Consider the following 15,892-nt stretch of genomic DNA (forward strand, 5'->3'; position numbering starts at 1 on the left):
GCGTGCTGATTGGTGAATTGCCCGGGAGTCAATCCCCGTGGCATTCGCCTTGGCGGCCTGTAAAGGGACGATTCGTGTGCTATGACGTATTGGCCAGCGGCAATTCGACGGCAAACACAGCACCTTCTGGATTATTGTCTTCGACCCAGACCTCACCGCCGTAGTGAGTGACTAGCTCTTGGACGAGGTAAAGGCCAAGCCCCGTTCCAGAGCTGTCGAGCCCTTTCTCACCCTCCCCGAAGATTTCTTGTTTCTGGCTGTCAGGCACCCCAGGGCCGTTGTCTGCAATGCGGACGACAGCTCTCATATCGTGGGTCGTTGCCGACACCGAGACCTCTGGTACTTCTTTATCGTTGTGCTGGACAGCATTCGACAGGAGATTCCGGAATACTGAGTCTAACATCTGGTTGGCTTGGATCTGCACTGCGGGCAGTGCCCCTTCGACCACGATGTGTGCGTCTGGATACTCAGATTCGATCTTCTCAAGTTCCTGCTCAAGTGTGTTGCGGAGGTTGACCTGACCCTGCGGCTGTGCATCCTCCCGTGAGAGCATCACGTCGGCCATATCTCGTGCTGTCTTGGTCAACTCAACTGAATGGTTCGCGCTCTCCCGTAGCGTGGTGAGATATTCAGCTCCGTCCTCATCAACATAGTCCGTCAGAAGGTCGCCATACCCAGCCACTACCTGCAGGTCATTCCGGATGTCGTGTCGCAAAACCTGATTTAGCAACTCGAGGTTGTTGCGTTGCTCTTCCAATTGCTGTTGGGCCTGTTTGCGTGTCGTGATATCCTGGATTACCAATAATGTACCCAGTGTCTGGTCAGTCTGAGTGGTGAAATTAGAGGAAGAGATCTCAAGGGTTCGTGTTTCGGTTCCCGTCTCGACCTGCGTTTCAAACGATGGGGTGGTCTCTACTTCCCCCAGCACCTGTCCGTCTCTTGTAGGGATCAGATCGGAGAGTTGCATCCCAGTAAGTGGGCTCTCAACGCCAAGCAATGACCGAGCACTCTGATTGGCATCGATAATTCTCCCAGTGGTGTCGACAAGTAAATACCCCTCGCGCATATTCTCGATTGTTCGGGAGCGAGCTAGTGCCTTCGTGTCGAAGGTCTCGTAGCGGAACGCTGCGTAGCCAACTCCTGCCATCCCCACAGAAAATGAGGTAGGTGTCAAAATCGTTCCTGGCGTCTCGAACGGAAGGAGTGAGAACGTATGTGCGACGGACAACAGCATTGGAGCAAAGATGGCGGAGACAAGAATCGCAGTCTGACTCGGACTGAGACTCTGGTCAGACCACGTCTGGTAGACGATATAGGAGAGTCCGATTGTCGCGATGATGTAGAACGCGGATAAATACGAAATATACAGGAGGCTGTTCCCGTGGTCAATGACCGAGAACGCACCAAACGACATAAGATGGGGATTTTCAAAAAGGGCGGGCGTCGGATCGGTGAACAACAAGACAAAGACCGGTGATAACAATAATACGATAACAGCGGTCGTCTTCCAATTCACCCATCTGCGTGCATTTCCCATCGAAAGCCCGTACAAGAGCACCGCAGGTGCAGTGGTGAACGACCCGAAGTGGAGCATTTTGTACGCCCAATAAGACTGACCGTAGGTAGTTGCAGTCAACTGTAATAGGGCGAAAAATGTCCATATCGTTATCGTTGTTGCTAAGACAGTAAACGTCACCACCTGTTTAGTCCGCTCATATCTGTTGAGATAATACGCGGCATAGACTGTTGTCAGTACCCCCACTGAGGTTGCCAACACAATGAGAATAAGAGGCAGATGGAATTGAAAACCATCCATACGTTAGTTCAACTATCGGCACACATATAAAATGAAACCACTATTCTAGATTTGATAGAGATACGAGCGCACACCCCCGTCTTCCCGTGAGTGACGAGTGTTCCGACGTGCTGTCGGAACCGAGGAGCGAACAGGCGGGGGTCAAGCGGACACTCTGTGGGAAAAACCACCGGACTGTGGTCGGACTGGGTGACCGACCGAAAGTTTTTGCCGTGGCCCAACCTACCAGAAACTGCTACGGAATCGGTGAGATGCTGGCCCCCAACAGACAAGGGGCGGTGACGAACGCGGTCTGTTCGTCACACGGCAATGACATCGATTCCGATGGGGTCGTCCGAGAGACTCCGTCTCTCGTGATCACGAAAATCTCCGATTTTCGAACGACCTGCGTGACCGGGCCACAGCCCTATAACGAGGGCGAAAACGAGAGTTCCGCCGGTATGCTGCCGGTTCCCTCTGAGTGCGGGTTGGAACCAGAACGGTCTGTTTCGGCAGGCCGGTCATCCGGTGGCCGGATGCCACGGCCTTCAGGCCGTGGAGGAGGTCACTTTCTAGTCTGCTGTGAGCTCTGACCGCCTTCTTCGCGATACTAGGTGGGATCGCGCTCATCGTCCTCGGCCTCCTCGGATTCGGTCCCTGAGGTGCGATTTCGTCGACGTCTCTTTGCTTCACAATCCGCCCGTCATTCCTGCTGGAGTACGCGGTACTGTGCGTACACGGGTACGGTCATCTGGTATTCTTCGGCGTCCAAGCGGTACGTCACGCGGACGTTCGCGGGCGTTGCTGCGACGAGTGCATCGAACGTAACTGCGGTCTCACTGACTGGGTCGCCGTCTCGATCGAGGATCGTCTGGACCGAGACGACCGCGACGAGGTCTTTACCCTCCACGGCGCTCGTGATGCCGCCGCCGACCTCGTCGGTGTCGAGTTGCTCGTTGACGTGTTCGGCGGCCGTTCGTGCGGCGGCACTGGTACACTGCGTCTTCGCCCACTGTTCGAACGGCGTCGTCTCGTAGACGGGTTCACGCTCGGGCGGCTCGCCTTCGTCGACTTCGTCGTGATTCGTATGTCGCCACGCGGCGACGTACCGGACGGCGTGTTCGTCCTCGACGTACGTCACCTCCTCGTCGTCTTCGACTTCCTCGACCTCGAGTTCGACGTCGCTCTCGCCACGGGCCGGACCCTGTCCCTCCATAATCGGTGGCGGCTCCTCGTCCGTCGTGTCCGCGGACGACGTAGCCAAGCGAGCGGTTCCAGTGGGCGCTTCGGATGAATCGGACTGCCGAGAACTGCCGGGACTCCTCGCGATGCACCCTGAGAGAAAGAGCCAGGAGATCCCTGCCGTGGTCAGAACGCTCCGACGTTTCATACCTTTGCCATTTCCAGACCAACGTAAGTGCCTTCTGTCAGGTCTGGCCCGCTTCGACAGGCCCAGTGATATCGTGTCACAGCGACTCTCTCCGGTATTCGAGGAACGTACCAGACGGCCTTTCATCGGACAGTACGTGGTAGCATCCAATGCGACGACGCACATTTCTTGCGACGGCAGGCGGGGCCGGCCTCGCTGCGAGCGCTGGTTGTCTCGGCGGGGTTTCAAGCGTCTTCGGCGGCGGTGGGAACACCGTCCTCGGAAAGCCTGACGACCAGACTATCCGCAGTGCGAACCTCCCGTATCCGGCCTACGGCCAGGAACTCCCGGACGTCACCCTCCCGGCGGCCACTACCGATCAAAGCGTCTCGGTTGGCGACCTCGACACCGCCGTCGTAATGACGTTCTTCTACAGCCACTGCAACACGGTCTGCCCGTTCCTCATCTCCTCGATGCGAAAAGTCCAGACGAACGCCATCGAAGCCGGCTACGGCGACGACGTCACGTTCCTCCCTGTCACCTTCGATCCGAAGCGCGACGACGAGGCGCGGCTCGAAGAGTACGCCGAGATGATGAACGTCGATCTCGACGCCGGCAACTGGCACTTCCTCCGCCCCGACGATCACGACCACGCAAAGGAGGTGGTCCAGGAGACCTACGGCGTCACCTTCGAGAAGACGAGCGAGACCGAGAGCAGTATGTATATGTACAACCACCTCGGCCTCCTGCTCTTGGCGAACGCCGACGGCTACGTCGAACGGGCCTACACCGGCAACGACCCGGCGGGCGACCGCGTGTGGTCGGATCTGGAGACCGTTCTGCAAGCGTGATCGTCGACGCGCTCCTGCAGACCGGGGGGACGTGCGTCGCCCCGGGGGCCCAACCGCCGACGACGCGCACGGTCGAACTCGGCCTGTTCGTGCTCGTCGGCCTGTTCGGAACCGGCCACTGTCTCGGGATGTGCGGACCGCTCGTGTCGATGTACGCCGATCGGATGGACGGAGGCGGCGCTGGCGGTTCTGGCGGACCCACTAGCGCCCGCGACGACGACTTCCTCTCGCTGTATGCGGTCCGACAGCACCTGCTTTTCAACGCAGGGCGCGTCACGATCTACACGATCCTGGGTGCGGCGTTTGGACTGCTCGGGAGTCTACTGTTCGCGTCGGCCGCGACGACGGTACCCTTCGGCGACGAGATCCGGGCGGTCGCGGGCGTCGCTGTCGGACTCACAATCGTCGCCGCGGGGGTCGGCTATCTTACTGGGAGTGGCACGGCGATCGTCGATCACCTCCCGCTCGTCGACCGACTGTTTCGACGGATTCACGCGTTCTTGTCTCCCCGCATCGACCGGTGGGTCGGCTCCGAACGCATCTTCGCGTTGGGATTCGTCCACGGATTTCTCCCGTGCCCGCTGCTCTATCCCGCGTTCCTCTATGCGTTCAGCCAGGCCGACCCCGCCTTCGGCGCGATTTCGCTCGCTGCACTCGGGATCGGAACCTTCCCCGCGCTGTTCCTCTACGGGACGTTGTTCCAGTCTATCGGCTCGCGCCGCCGACGCCTCGTCCACCGGCTCTTGGGGGCCGTTTTCCTGCTGTTGGGCGCACACACGCTCCTCGCGGGATTACGTCTGTTCGGCATCGCGGTCCCGCATCTGTTCAGCCTCCCGCACTATCAGCCATTGTAGTGGGTCGCGATCGCTCGCGAGAATCGGAGCCCCCTTCGCCCCCGCTTACTCACCGAAGATGTCGTCGAGGAGGACGACGAACCGATCGACCAGCCGATCGGGGAGCGACGGCTCGATCGCGACGAGCAAGTCCGCTGTCGCTTCGGGATCGACGACCGAGAGCGTCACGCGGTTGTTTCGGCCGTACTCCTTCTCGACGATTTCCTGCTCAGTGAGGTGGTCGACGTGGTGTTCGAGCGTCGCTCTCGCGACGCCGACGGCCGCAGCTACCTCGTCGGGATGGGACGGCCCGCGTTCTAACAGTGTGACGAGGATCTCCCGCGCCGTCTCGCGCCGGAGGAGCGCGAGCGCGCTCTGTTCCCACTCGTCGTACGTCGGTGGGTAGTAGTGCGTCCGGCCGTACAGTTGCTTCTGCACGAGTGTGTTGCGTTTCAGCAGTTTCCGGACGTGATACTGGACTTGCCCTGCTGCCAGGTCGAGTTCGCGGCTGAGTTCGCTGAAGTGGGTCCCGGGATGATCCGTAACGTAGCGTTCGATCCGCTGGCGTTGGTGTTGCATAGGTAGTGAGTCGAGATGGCCGTCGTCGGATACCGATTACTGGACGTCGTAGCTATCGAATCGACGTACAAAACGCAGTCGCCGAATCTCACTCTCTGGGATTCGTCGGTCGCTCCGCTCACCGCGTGCTGTAGACGGCGTACAGCACGAGCGCGGAGACGAGAAAGTCGAGCGCGTGGCCGAGCAGGTGATGCATCGTCATCGGCACAAGTCCGTACACCGTCGCGAGACCGATTCCCGTCCGGACGACGAGCGCACCGAGCGCCAGCGTGATGAGCAGGTAGTGAAACTCTCGGCGGCGCGCGTAGGCGGCGACGCCCAGGGCGAACACCACGACTGTGCCGATCCCGGCCAGGAGAATGCCTGCGAAGAGGAAGACAGCGTACTGCCGGTCGACCCACTCTGCCGGCACGAGTGCGAGTGTTCGAATCACCGACTCGGAAACACCCAGGACCACGTCACAGTGTACAGAAAGCTCGGTCTAAACCGTTCTGGTTGGATCGGCGAAGGCTACGGTACGGTTTGCTTATACGCCCGGCTCGATAGCGCCGTAATCGGCTCCATCGGCGGCCGAAAGCGCCGTCTTCTGGTATCCTCCCTGGAACGAACTACGTTCCATTTAACAATGCCATTCCGTGAGGTACGTCCCCTTCTGGGAGGCCCTGTGGAACCGTCCGACGCCACAGGCACGTTCATATGACCAACTCAAACAGTAACTCACGCGCGACCGGATCACACAGAACACGTCGATATTACGACTTTTTCGGCGACCTGCTGGTAGCCGTCGTCGGCGACGGTGGACGTACATCGACCCAGTACCGCCAGATGTACGACCAGTTCCTGACCGATTCGCCGTCCCGTGACCCCGACCTCGTCATCGAAGAGGCACCCGGGGAGGTCGACTCCGAAACCGTTCTCGGCGATCCGACGGATCACTACGGGTGGACCGGCGAGGAGTTCCTCGTCTACAACCGCGGTGACTATATGGCGGTCGAACCGGGCTGGGAGCACATCCGCGTGACGCCCGGGTTCGAGCCGTTCTACTCGATCTATCCGATGGAGTTCGAGATTCGCCGGCGACGCATCGAACAGGGACAGGCGCTGATTCACGCCTCCGGCGTCACACTGGACGGTCAGACCACGCTGTTCCCGGCCTGGCGCGGCGCTGGCAAGACGAACACGCTCTTGGCGTTGCTCCGCAACGGGGCGGACTTCCTCTCGGACGACCGCCTCTGGGTCGGCGCGGATGGTTCAGCCCGCGGGTACCCTCTGGGCGTGAATCTCCAGCCCTACAATCTCGACTCGTTCACCGAGATCGAGCCCGAGTACGACACGTTCCAGGACCGGCTCCGCCACGACGTCCACGCGTTCATCGACAAGCGTGTCAGCCGTGGTCATTCGCTCCCGCATACTGCTATCGGGTATCTGAACAACGCGTATCTCGCCGATAACGACCGGGACTTCGTCGACGTCACGACGCTGTACTCCGCTGCGAACGACGTCGAGCGAGCGAGTGTGGACAACGTGCTGTTTCTGGAGGCGGCGCCGAACGCCGAGACGGTCTCCGCCGCGCGGATTTCGACCGAGGCGGCGATGGCCGCGACGTCGGCCATCTGCAACTACGAGTGGGACGGCCGGCTCCGAGAGTACTTCCACGCGTACGATTCGCTCGTCGAGGGCGGCACGATGGTAGAAACGCTCGACGAGGTCGTCCGCAGCGAGCGCGACATCTTCCGTGAACTGTTCGACGACGTGGTGACGTACCGGGCACAGATCCCACGAGAACGGGACTGGACCGAACACGGGCTGGACCGGGCTATCGTCGAGACTGTCCGATCGCTCGAATCCGCCCGGACGGTCGAGGCAACCGACTGAACGCGCAGTTCCGTCTGCCCTCACGCGGGACACGAGCCACACCACCGGTAACGTCTCCGTTCCTCGATAACGCGTTACTACTGGGCACACAACTGGTCTATACTTATTTGCGAAGCGACGGGTTTCTCTCTCGTTTGGTGGCGACAGTATGTCCCATTTTGATCCCCCCGTAGACGGTCCGGACGTTCGCCCGGGCGTCGTCTCGAACGCGTCCGATCGGTTCAGCATCTCGCGACGGACGCTTCTCGGCGCTCTCGGGGGTGGCGTACTCGCGGCCCTCCAGCCGACGCCAGCCGCGGGACAGACAGACGACTACTGGACCGTCGTTGCGATCCCCGACACCCAGAAGTACGCCGAGAAAGAGCGGCTGATCTCGTATGCGATCGACCAGACGGACTGGATCGCCGACAACGTCGACAGCGAGTCCATCCGCTTTGTCACACACGAGGGCGATCTGGTGGAAAACGGCTCCAAGGAGGACGAGTGGGACCGCATCGACGGGACGATGTCGACACTCGATGGCGTCGTCCCGTACTCGACGCTGCCTGGCAACCACGACTGGGCCGATACGAACGACAAATCCTCCTCGGTCGAGAACTACGCCGCGTACTTCGGCCCGGAACGGTTCGACGACTATTCGTGGTACGGTGGATCGGGGCCGCGAGCGGAGGGCCTCAACTCCTATCAACTGTTTTCCGCCGGTGACTACGACTTCCTCCATCTCGCCCTGGAGTGGGAGCCCTCGGGCACTGTCGACGACGACGCCACGCCGCTGGGGTGGGCACAGTCTGTCCTCGAGGACTACCCCGACCGGCCGACGATCCTCACGACGCACTCGTACCTCCGCGACGACGGTAGCCGCGCGAGCAACTCCCAGGACGACAGCGACGAAGGGAACCCGGGCGAGGTGGTGTGGCAGGACCTGATCGAGCCGAATCCCCAGATATTCCTCGTACTGAACGGCCACTGGCACGAAGAAGACGGGGAGTACCACCAGGTCTCCGAGAACGCGGCCGGCGAACCTGTCTACGAAGTCGTCGCGGACTACCAGGATCGAAGCGACGGCGGCAACGGGTGGCTCCGGCTCGTGCAGTTTCATCCCGGAGGCGGCGATGAGGCACCCGACCGAATTCAGTTCCGCACCTATTCGCCGAGCCTTGGCGGGTACGAGAACGGCGGCGACAGCGAGTTCGCGTTCGACCTCGATTTTGACGCTCGGTTCGATCCGGCTGCCAGCGAGGGCACGCGCACGTCGTTCCAGCAGGGCGTCGACGGCTACGACGGCACGGTCGATACGAACCTCCGTGAAGCCGACCCTGAGAGCAGCGATCGGACTGCGTCAACGGTCACTGTCGACACCAACGACCCGCAGAACTCGGAGAATCGAGCGCAGGCACTCCTTCGATTCGACGACATCGTCGGCGACGCTGACGGACAGATTTCGTCTCAGGCGACTGTCCAATCAGCAACGCTGACCGTCGAGACGATCGACGAGGGTGACGGCGCAGCGGTCCATCGGATGCTCTCGGAGTGGCGTGCAGACGACACGTGGACTTCGATGGATGGCGGCATACAGGCGGACGGAAGCGAGGCCGCGACGACGCCCGATGCGAAAACTGGTAGCGTCGCGTCCGGCTCGACACGGATCGACGTCACCGACAGCGTCAAGCGCTGGGCCGACGGGGCCGCCAACTACGGCTGGGCGTTCCTCCCGCTCGGCGACGACGGCTGGGACTTCGAGACGGCGGAGGGCGAGACGCCGCCGACACTGACTGTCCGGTACGTAGACGACGCCGACGGGTCGCCCGCCGACGGCTCCGACGAATCGCTCGCAGGTGATGCCGACGGCGACGGGGACGTCGACGGCGACGACGTCGAACAGATGCAGCGCTACGTCAACGGCGACGACGTCACTATCGACCGAGACGCGGCCGACGTCGACGACGACGGTGACGTGGACATTGGGGACATCGTTACCGTTGCCGACAGCGCCGGAGGGAGCTGATCGCGGATGCGTGACTCGCTCTCTGTGTCGGTTGTCGTCGTGTGCGTCGCTGGGCTCCTGGTCGTCGCGGCGGGCGTCACCCCCGCCGCATCGGGTGCCGACTCGTCGGTGACGCTCAGTCAGGAAGCGGGCGATGCGCCCGCCGACTCGATCACGGGTGAGCCCGGCGAGACGGTCACGCTCACTGTGTGGGCCTCCGCCTCCGACGTTCGAGGTTACCAGACGAACCTCACCTACGACCCTGCGGTGCTCCAGGTCCAAGACGTTGCGGGCACGTCCGACTTCGAAGATCCCGTCTCGACCGTGAACGACGAGCAAGGCTGGGTCGCGTTCAATCAGTACCGGTCGGCGGCGACCGACGATCCGATCCTCGCGACCATCACGTTCGAATTCACCGAGAACGCCGACACCGAGGGCGAGGTCGCCTTCGTCGCGGCCGATACGAAATTCGCGGACGGGGACGGAGGCACCTTCTCACCGGCCACGTACCGGTCGCCGTCAGCTGTGCAGATCGTCGAGGATTCGACAGGGACGCCGACTCAGACTGCAACACCAACGTCGACGGAGACGGCCACCTCTACACCGAATTCGACCACGACAGCGGCCCCTACGCCGAATTCGACCACGACAGCGACCTCCACGCCGACTCCTGACTCCTCGGACGGTGACGACGATAACGACGATAGCAGCGGTGGCAGTAGCAGTGGCGGTGGCGGCGGTGGCAGTTCCTCCGATTCGTCGCGAGCGGATATCACGTTCATCAACGCCAGTGTGTCGAATGGCTCAGTGGCGCCGAACGCGAGCGTCGATGTGACCTCCACGATCGAGAACCGCGGCCGCGCGACGGGCAGTACGTCGCTCGAACTCTTGGTCAACGGATCACGGACCGCCGACGGGCCGACTGTCACGCTCGATCCGGGAGAGACGGAGCACGTCACGATGACCGTCTCGTTGGAGCAGTCCGGGAGCTACGAACTCAGCGTCGGCGACGCACTGGGTACCAAAGAGACGGTCGCCGGACTGGTCGTCGTCGAGCAATCCCAGATGACTCCCTCCGGTACCTCTGACCCTCGCTCTAGGACCCCGACGACAGCCCCACGCCTCACCACCGAGACCACGCCGGCAATCGAGGCAGCCGATGGCGGGAGCGACGTCCTCGGTGCTGACGGAGACGACCGAACTGGAGCCACGACCGGCGGGTCGGACGCTTTCGGCGACGGCTTCGGTGCCGTTCCTGGACTGCTGGCTGTTCTCCTCGTAGCTTCCGCTCTCCTGGCCCTGACGAGTGCCCGCCGCGGGTGATTCGCTACGGCTCGTCCGGTGTGTGACGCGATTCTCCCCGGCCGATAGTATGATAATCGTATAGCTCGCATCTGCTGGTATCACCCCACTCGATCTCTCCCGACGGCCCGGCTGTCGGGCGGCTTCCCGGACCTCTGACAGGGTTGTGAGCCGGCGATGCGGCGTGTCCTCTCTGCTCGCTCAACGATGAACCGACGCTCTCTCTACTTCACCGGCCCGTTCGAGACGGCGATTGAGGAGACGTCCGTCGAGATGGCCGCCGACGAAGTGCTAGTCGAAACGCGCGTTTCGGGCGTCAGTGCCGGAACGGAACTGCTCATCTATCGGGGCGAAGCCCCCGAAGAACTCCCTGCCGACGAAACGCTCGAAACGATCGACGGCGACCTCTCGTTCCCGCTGCGGTACGGGTACGCCTCCGTCGGAGACGTCGTATCGATCGGCGAGGCGGTCGACGACGACTGGCTCGGGCGAACGGTTTTCGCGTTCGACCCCCACGAGACGCACTTCTCGATCGCGCCCGAGCAACTCATCGAAGTCCCCGAGGACGTGTCCGTCGAGGAAATGGTGCTGTTTCCCTCCGTCGAGACGGCAACGTCGCTGGTTCTCGACGGACGACCGCGGGTCGGTGAGGACGTCGTCGTCTTCGGTGCGGGCGTCGTCGGCCTCTGTACGATCGGCGTGCTGGCGTCGTTCCCACTCGGGCGACTCGTTGCCGTCGAACCGATCCCGGGCCGGCGAGAGCGGGCCCGACACCTGGGGGCTGACGTCGCAGTCGCGCCCGACGAACTCGACGACGTCCTCGATCGTGGGCCCGACTGCGACGGTGCTGACCTGGTCTATGAACTCTCCGGACACCCGGAGACGCTCGACGACGCGGTCGGGGCTGCCGGCTACGACAGCCGCGTTATCGTCGGTTCCTGGTACGGTGACAAGCCGGCGACGGTCGACCTCGGAGCGTCGTTCCACCGCGATCGGATCTCGGTCGAATCGAGCCAGGTGAGCACGCTCGCACCGGAAACCCGCGGTCGCTGGACGCGCGCTCGACGGGCGGAGACGGCGCTGTCCCGGCTTCGCGACCTCGACGTCGGATCGCTCATCACACACCGGATCCCGTTCTCCGACGCGCCGGACGCGTATCGCCTCCTCGACGAGCGCGCCGACGGCGTCCTCCAGGTACTGCTCACGTATCCGTGAACAGCTTTCAGTAACAACCGCAGCTCTCACTTCCACGAATGGCCCCACCCACCGACGACACGTACGAACTGACTGTCACGCGGGAGTTCATCGCACAGCACTATCTCACCGTCCCGGACCCCGGCCCCGAAGGCGAGATCAACAGTCACCACTTCACGGTCGAACTCCGGTTCGCAGGCCCGGAACTCGGCGCCTACGGGTACCTGGTCGACATCGACGCCGTCGAGGCCATCCTCGACGACCTCGAAGACCGGTATGGGGACGCGCTTCTCAACGACCTCCCCGAGTTCGAGGGCCTGAACCCGAGCATCGAGCACTTCGCGCGCCTGTTTGGCGACCGCGTCGCGGCGGCGCTCGACGATCCCACGCCAACGAGTCTGACTGTGCGGATCTGGGAAGACGACGTCTCGTGGGCGAGTCACAGCCGCGTCCTCGAGGAATGACGCACGCGCTTCCCCGGTATCTCGAATCGAAGCGGTCCGTCGACGAGCGGGCGCTATCTCGGTATGTCCGCGACCGGTTACTGGACGCGCTTCCTGCGGAGCCGCGGATCCTCGAAGCCGGGTGTGGAACGGGCGTCACCGTCCCACGCCTGCTCTCGTGGGGGCTCGACTCCGGCCGGTATCGCGGCGTCGACAGCGACGAGTGCATCGTCGCCTTCGCCCGTCGGGTCCGCCCGGCCGCGCTCCAGCGGGCGGGCTATGAAACTGTCACTGGCCCGTCACCGGTGTCGTCGGTGTCCGAGCGCGACGAGATGACCGCTGCGGCCGACTTCACCGTCTCGGATCTCGCCGTCTCCTTCGAGACCGGCGACGCGCTCGACGCACTCGACAGCGCGTCGGATCTGGACCTCGTCATCGCCCAGGCGTTCGCCGACCTGGTTCCACTACCGCGTCTCGTCTCAGCCGTCGAGTCGGCGCTCACCCCGGGGGGACTCGCCTACTTCCCAATCACGTTCGACGGCGGCACGATCTTCCAGCCGGACCACCTCGCCGACGACGCGGTCGAACGCGCGTACCACGCTGCGATCGACGAGCGATCCGGACGTGATGTCCGGGCCGGTCGCCACCTCGCGGATCTGCTCCGCCGACGGGACGGTGATCTGCTCGCGATCGAAAGCTCCGACTGGATCGTTCGCCCCGTCGACGCCGTGTACCCGGCCGACGAGCGGTACTTCCTCTCGCGGATCCTCCGGTTCGTCGAGGAGACGATCTCTGATTCGGACCAGACCGTGCCCGCCCTCGACGTCTGGCTCGACGCGCGGCGCGACCAGCTTGCGGCTGGAGAGTTGATCTACGTCGCCCACCAGTACGACTTGCTCTATCGCGCCCCATAGAGCGGGACTCCCTGCGGAGGGGCGCCCACCGCGGACCGATACGTTCACGTCGCTCTCTCGAGAATTCGTTCGGACGCTATGGCACTGTTCGGTCTCCTCCCTCACACGCCGGTCGTGGATGTCTTCGTCGTCTTCGTCGCGACTGGGCTCATCTGGATGGGTAGCGGCTGGCTCGAGGGGTCGGCTGAGCAGCTCTCGATGTACTACGGGCTTCCGGCGGTCGTTCAGGGATCGATCGTCGTCGCTGTCGGATCGAGCTTCCCCGAACTTTCGAGCGTCGTCTTCGCTGCCCTTTCGGGCGTTTTCGATATCGGTGTCGGCGCAATCGTCGGCTCTGCGATCTTCAACATCCTTGCGATCCCTGCTTTTTCGGCGCTCGTGTCGGACGAACCGCTCGAAACGAACCGGACGCTCGTCTACAAGGAAGCGCAGTTCTATATGATCGCCGTGTCGGTGCTCGTGGTCACGTTCGCATTCGCTGTTATCTACGCTCCCGTTCCCGATGGCCCGCCGCTCCTCGGACGGATCACGAGACCGCTCGCGATGCTCCCGCTGCTCCTGTACGGCCTGTACCTGTTCATCCAGTGGCAAGACGTCAACGACCACGATGTCGAACGTCTCACGGATGACATTCAGATCGAACGACAGTGGCTCACGCTGGTCGCCGGTCTCGCCGTCATCCTCGTCGCCGTCGAACAGTTAGTCGGTAGCGTCGAGTCGTTATCGACCACGTTCGGGATTCCGGAACTGCTCGCCGGGGTGACGATCGTCGCTGCGGCGACCAGCCTGCCGGACCTCCTCGTGAGTGTTCGCGCCGCCCGCAGGGGGAAGAGCGTCACGAGCCTCGCGAACGTATTAGGTTCGAACACGTTCGATCTGCTCGTCGCGATCCCGCTCGGAGTGCTCATCGCGGGCAGCGTCGTCATCGATTTCGCGACGGCCGTCCCGATGATGGGCGTGCTCACCCTCGCGACCGTGCTGCTCTTTGCGGCCCTTCGAACTGACCTCTCGCTGACGAAATACGAAGCGTACGCGCTGATCGTCAGTTATCTGTTCTTCGTCGCCTGGATCGTCGCAGAGGTGCTTGGGGTGACTGGCGCTCTCCGCTGAGGCTGTTTCCCAAACACCTCGTGCTATAGGCCTTGACGCTGGACTCCGGAGATGCCCCATCCGCATTCGTTCTTTCGGGCGAATGGTTTTCGTTATGACTTCTTCCAGTTCGGGTCCACGCCGTCGGACATCAGCCCGCGAGCTACCGAAAAGCAGTGATTGTTGTGACGGTACTGGCTGAGTCGTCTCCACAGCCCCGACCCCGGCGGTTACCAATTGCACTGATTCCTTCATATGATCGCCCGCCGGTGTGCGATCGACTGCGCACGCAGCTGCAAACGCTGTTCTAGGTGCGATATACCTCTCTTGGGTAACGAATATTACACCCCGCCGTATTGGTTTTCATAAGACAGTTTATGGCCAATGAGCCGGAAGACGATGTTCTAAGTCTCTACGAACTCGTCCGCGACGGAAAGACGAAAACCCTCATCAGGTACCTGAAGCGATCCAACAGCCCACAAACCAGAGAGACAGCGGCGGAGCGACTCGGCGACTTCGCGGACATCGCTCGGAGCGGTGATGAGACGCTGATCATTCGGGCGCTCATCACCGCTGTCCTCGAGGACGAATCGTCGGACGTCCGCGCCCGCGCGGTCGACTCCCTGGATCGGCACGGTCGGGAGGCGATCGATCAGTTGATCACCGAGATCGCCGACTTCGACGCGGGACAGGCGCCGGACTGGCTGACGAGCAAAAAGCTCGTCGAGTGGCTCGACTCGGAGCAAGTGGAGTTCCAGCTGGTCGCCGCGTCGGCACTGGGGCGCATCGGTGACGAGCACGTGGTCCCGTACCTGGTCGAGGCATTCGACGATCTAGATCCCCGTGTCCGGAAACGGGCGGTCAGTGCCTGCGGACTCATCGGCGATCCACGGGCGATCGACGCGCTCGCGGACCGACTCGACGACAGCGAGCGGATCGTACAACGGGCGGCGGCCGAGGCACTCACGATGATCGGCACTCAAGCGGCGCTCGAGCGACTGATTCCGGCCGCCCAGTCGAACAACAAACGCGTCCGCTACATCGCCGTCTCCGAACTGAGCCAACTCCGGAACGCCAAGCCGCTGACCGTCCTCGTCGAACGGCTCACGGACGAGTCCTCGGACGTCCGGCAAGCGGCGACGTTGTCGCTGATCGAACTCATCGCTGCCGACACCGATGCCGACGACGAGGTCCGCCAGGCCGTGACAGATCAAATGCGCACGATCGACGACGCGGAACTGATCCCGCGGTTGCTCGATATCCTCTCCGACACTTCGCGGACGTCGATCAAACGAACTGTCGTCTGGCTACTCGGACGCGTCGTCGATCCCACGGCGGCGGACATCGATGCGGTCCACGAGGCCCTCTTGGGCCTGCTCGATGCGGAAGCGTTCGCCGATGAGGCTGCAGACAGCCTCGCAGAACTCGAGAGTAAACCCCTCGAGAACCGCCTGCTGGCGTTCATTCGGCAACAAGACGGATCGACGGAGGCAAAAGAACGCGCCCAAGAACTCCTTGAACGGATCGATGTCGACAGAGTAGACGACTCCGTCCGCGACTCCGTCGAGTACACCTACGTTCGGGACCCCGCAGACTACACCCGACAGAAAGAACAGGAAAAGAAAAACGAAGGGAACTGAGACGGCCCGTCCCGCACGCACAGT

14 protein-coding genes are annotated in these 15,892 nt (G+C 62.4%); 10 read left to right on the forward strand and 4 right to left on the reverse strand.

Going from position 1 to position 15,892, the window contains the following annotated elements; translation table 11 throughout:
- Nucleotides 1-79: 79 nt before the first annotated feature.
- Both RBH22_RS07265 and RBH22_RS07270 read right to left on the reverse strand, forming a co-directional pair.
- A complete protein-coding gene (locus RBH22_RS07265) occupies nt 80-1,816 on the reverse strand; it encodes a histidine kinase N-terminal 7TM domain-containing protein (protein ID WP_306677021.1) in 1,737 nt (578 codons plus the stop codon).
- 682 nt (nt 1,817-2,498) lie between these two features.
- Nucleotides 2,499-3,185: a hypothetical protein gene (locus tag RBH22_RS07270; protein ID WP_306677022.1), complete on the reverse strand. Its 687-nt coding sequence runs from the start codon at nt 3,183-3,185 to the stop codon at nt 2,499-2,501.
- 149 nt (nt 3,186-3,334) lie between these two features.
- Here RBH22_RS07270 and RBH22_RS07275 point away from each other — a divergent pair, with 149 nt between their 5' ends.
- Complete coding sequence (locus RBH22_RS07275) at nt 3,335-4,015, forward strand: SCO family protein (protein ID WP_121570156.1); 681 nt, start codon at nt 3,335-3,337, stop codon at nt 4,013-4,015.
- Nucleotides 3,982-4,869 (forward strand): sulfite exporter TauE/SafE family protein, encoded by an 888-nt coding sequence (locus tag RBH22_RS07280; RefSeq protein ID WP_306677023.1) that lies wholly within the window; start codon nt 3,982-3,984, stop codon nt 4,867-4,869. The genes RBH22_RS07275 and RBH22_RS07280 overlap by 34 nt, the downstream gene beginning before the upstream one ends.
- Before the next feature lie 45 nt (nt 4,870-4,914).
- On the opposite strand, the gene RBH22_RS07285 is transcribed toward RBH22_RS07280, so the two are convergent.
- Nucleotides 4,915-5,427, reverse strand: coding sequence for a winged helix-turn-helix transcriptional regulator (locus tag RBH22_RS07285; protein ID WP_121570157.1), 513 nt, complete (start codon nt 5,425-5,427; stop codon nt 4,915-4,917).
- Between the two features lie 118 nt (nt 5,428-5,545).
- The gene (locus tag RBH22_RS07290; protein ID WP_233560640.1) at nt 5,546-5,884 is read right to left on the reverse strand and encodes a hypothetical protein; all 339 of its coding nucleotides are present in this window, start codon (nt 5,882-5,884) and stop codon (nt 5,546-5,548) included.
- A 239-nt stretch (nt 5,885-6,123) separates the two neighbouring features.
- Here RBH22_RS07290 and RBH22_RS07295 point away from each other — a divergent pair, with 239 nt between their 5' ends.
- The 8 genes from RBH22_RS07295 to RBH22_RS07330 all read left to right on the forward strand — a co-directional run bounded on the left by RBH22_RS07295 (nt 6,124) and on the right by RBH22_RS07330 (nt 15,868).
- A complete protein-coding gene (locus RBH22_RS07295; RefSeq protein WP_306677024.1) occupies nt 6,124-7,302 on the forward strand; it encodes a hypothetical protein in 1,179 nt (392 codons plus the stop codon).
- A gap of 148 nt (nt 7,303-7,450) precedes the next feature.
- Entirely contained in the window at nt 7,451-9,307 is a 1,857-nt protein-coding gene (locus RBH22_RS07300; RefSeq protein ID WP_121570159.1) for a DNRLRE domain-containing protein, read from the forward strand.
- A 6-nt stretch (nt 9,308-9,313) separates the two neighbouring features.
- The gene (locus RBH22_RS07305) at nt 9,314-10,609 is read left to right on the forward strand and encodes a cohesin domain-containing protein (protein ID WP_121570160.1); all 1,296 of its coding nucleotides are present in this window, start codon (nt 9,314-9,316) and stop codon (nt 10,607-10,609) included.
- A 186-nt stretch (nt 10,610-10,795) separates the two neighbouring features.
- Nucleotides 10,796-11,803, forward strand: a complete 1,008-nt coding sequence (locus RBH22_RS07310; RefSeq protein WP_306677025.1) for a zinc-binding alcohol dehydrogenase — start codon at nt 10,796-10,798, stop codon at nt 11,801-11,803.
- A gap of 38 nt (nt 11,804-11,841) precedes the next feature.
- A complete protein-coding gene (locus RBH22_RS07315) occupies nt 11,842-12,246 on the forward strand; it encodes a 6-carboxytetrahydropterin synthase (protein ID WP_121570162.1) in 405 nt (134 codons plus the stop codon).
- Nucleotides 12,243-13,139 (forward strand): class I SAM-dependent methyltransferase, encoded by an 897-nt coding sequence (locus tag RBH22_RS07320; RefSeq protein ID WP_306677026.1) that lies wholly within the window; start codon nt 12,243-12,245, stop codon nt 13,137-13,139. Before RBH22_RS07315 ends, RBH22_RS07320 begins: the two co-directional genes overlap by 4 nt.
- Nucleotides 13,140-13,217: 78 nt before the next feature.
- Nucleotides 13,218-14,249 (forward strand): sodium:calcium antiporter, encoded by a 1,032-nt coding sequence (locus tag RBH22_RS07325; RefSeq protein ID WP_306677027.1) that lies wholly within the window; start codon nt 13,218-13,220, stop codon nt 14,247-14,249.
- Nucleotides 14,250-14,605: 356 nt separating this feature from the next.
- The gene (locus tag RBH22_RS07330; protein WP_306677028.1) at nt 14,606-15,868 is read left to right on the forward strand and encodes a HEAT repeat domain-containing protein; all 1,263 of its coding nucleotides are present in this window, start codon (nt 14,606-14,608) and stop codon (nt 15,866-15,868) included.
- Nucleotides 15,869-15,892 lie beyond the last annotated feature (24 nt).

Source organism: Halobellus sp. H-GB7 (assembly GCF_030848585.1).
Taxonomy (GTDB): domain Archaea; phylum Halobacteriota; class Halobacteria; order Halobacteriales; family Haloferacaceae; genus Haloquadratum; species Haloquadratum inordinatus.

Excerpts from the sequence above, each read along its gene's own strand:
- RBH22_RS07285 (WP_121570157.1), bottom strand. The coding sequence starts at position 5,427 with ATGCAACACCAACGCCAGCGGATCGAACGCTACGTTACGGATCATCCC.
- RBH22_RS07275 (WP_121570156.1), top strand. The coding sequence starts at position 3,335 with ATGCGACGACGCACATTTCTTGCGACGGCAGGCGGGGCCGGCCTCGCT.
- RBH22_RS07305 (WP_121570160.1), top strand. The coding sequence starts at position 9,314 with ATGCGTGACTCGCTCTCTGTGTCGGTTGTCGTCGTGTGCGTCGCTGGG.
- RBH22_RS07315 (WP_121570162.1), top strand. The coding sequence starts at position 11,842 with ATGGCCCCACCCACCGACGACACGTACGAACTGACTGTCACGCGGGAG.
- RBH22_RS07330 (WP_306677028.1), top strand. The coding sequence starts at position 14,606 with ATGGCCAATGAGCCGGAAGACGATGTTCTAAGTCTCTACGAACTCGTC.
- RBH22_RS07310 (WP_306677025.1), top strand. The coding sequence starts at position 10,796 with ATGAACCGACGCTCTCTCTACTTCACCGGCCCGTTCGAGACGGCGATT.
- RBH22_RS07295 (WP_306677024.1), top strand. The coding sequence starts at position 6,124 with ATGACCAACTCAAACAGTAACTCACGCGCGACCGGATCACACAGAACA.
- RBH22_RS07320 (WP_306677026.1), top strand. The coding sequence starts at position 12,243 with ATGACGCACGCGCTTCCCCGGTATCTCGAATCGAAGCGGTCCGTCGAC.
- RBH22_RS07300 (WP_121570159.1), top strand. The coding sequence starts at position 7,451 with ATGTCCCATTTTGATCCCCCCGTAGACGGTCCGGACGTTCGCCCGGGC.
- RBH22_RS07265 (WP_306677021.1), bottom strand. The coding sequence starts at position 1,816 with ATGGATGGTTTTCAATTCCATCTGCCTCTTATTCTCATTGTGTTGGCA.
- RBH22_RS07325 (WP_306677027.1), top strand. The coding sequence starts at position 13,218 with ATGGCACTGTTCGGTCTCCTCCCTCACACGCCGGTCGTGGATGTCTTC.
- RBH22_RS07270 (WP_306677022.1), bottom strand. The coding sequence starts at position 3,185 with ATGAAACGTCGGAGCGTTCTGACCACGGCAGGGATCTCCTGGCTCTTT.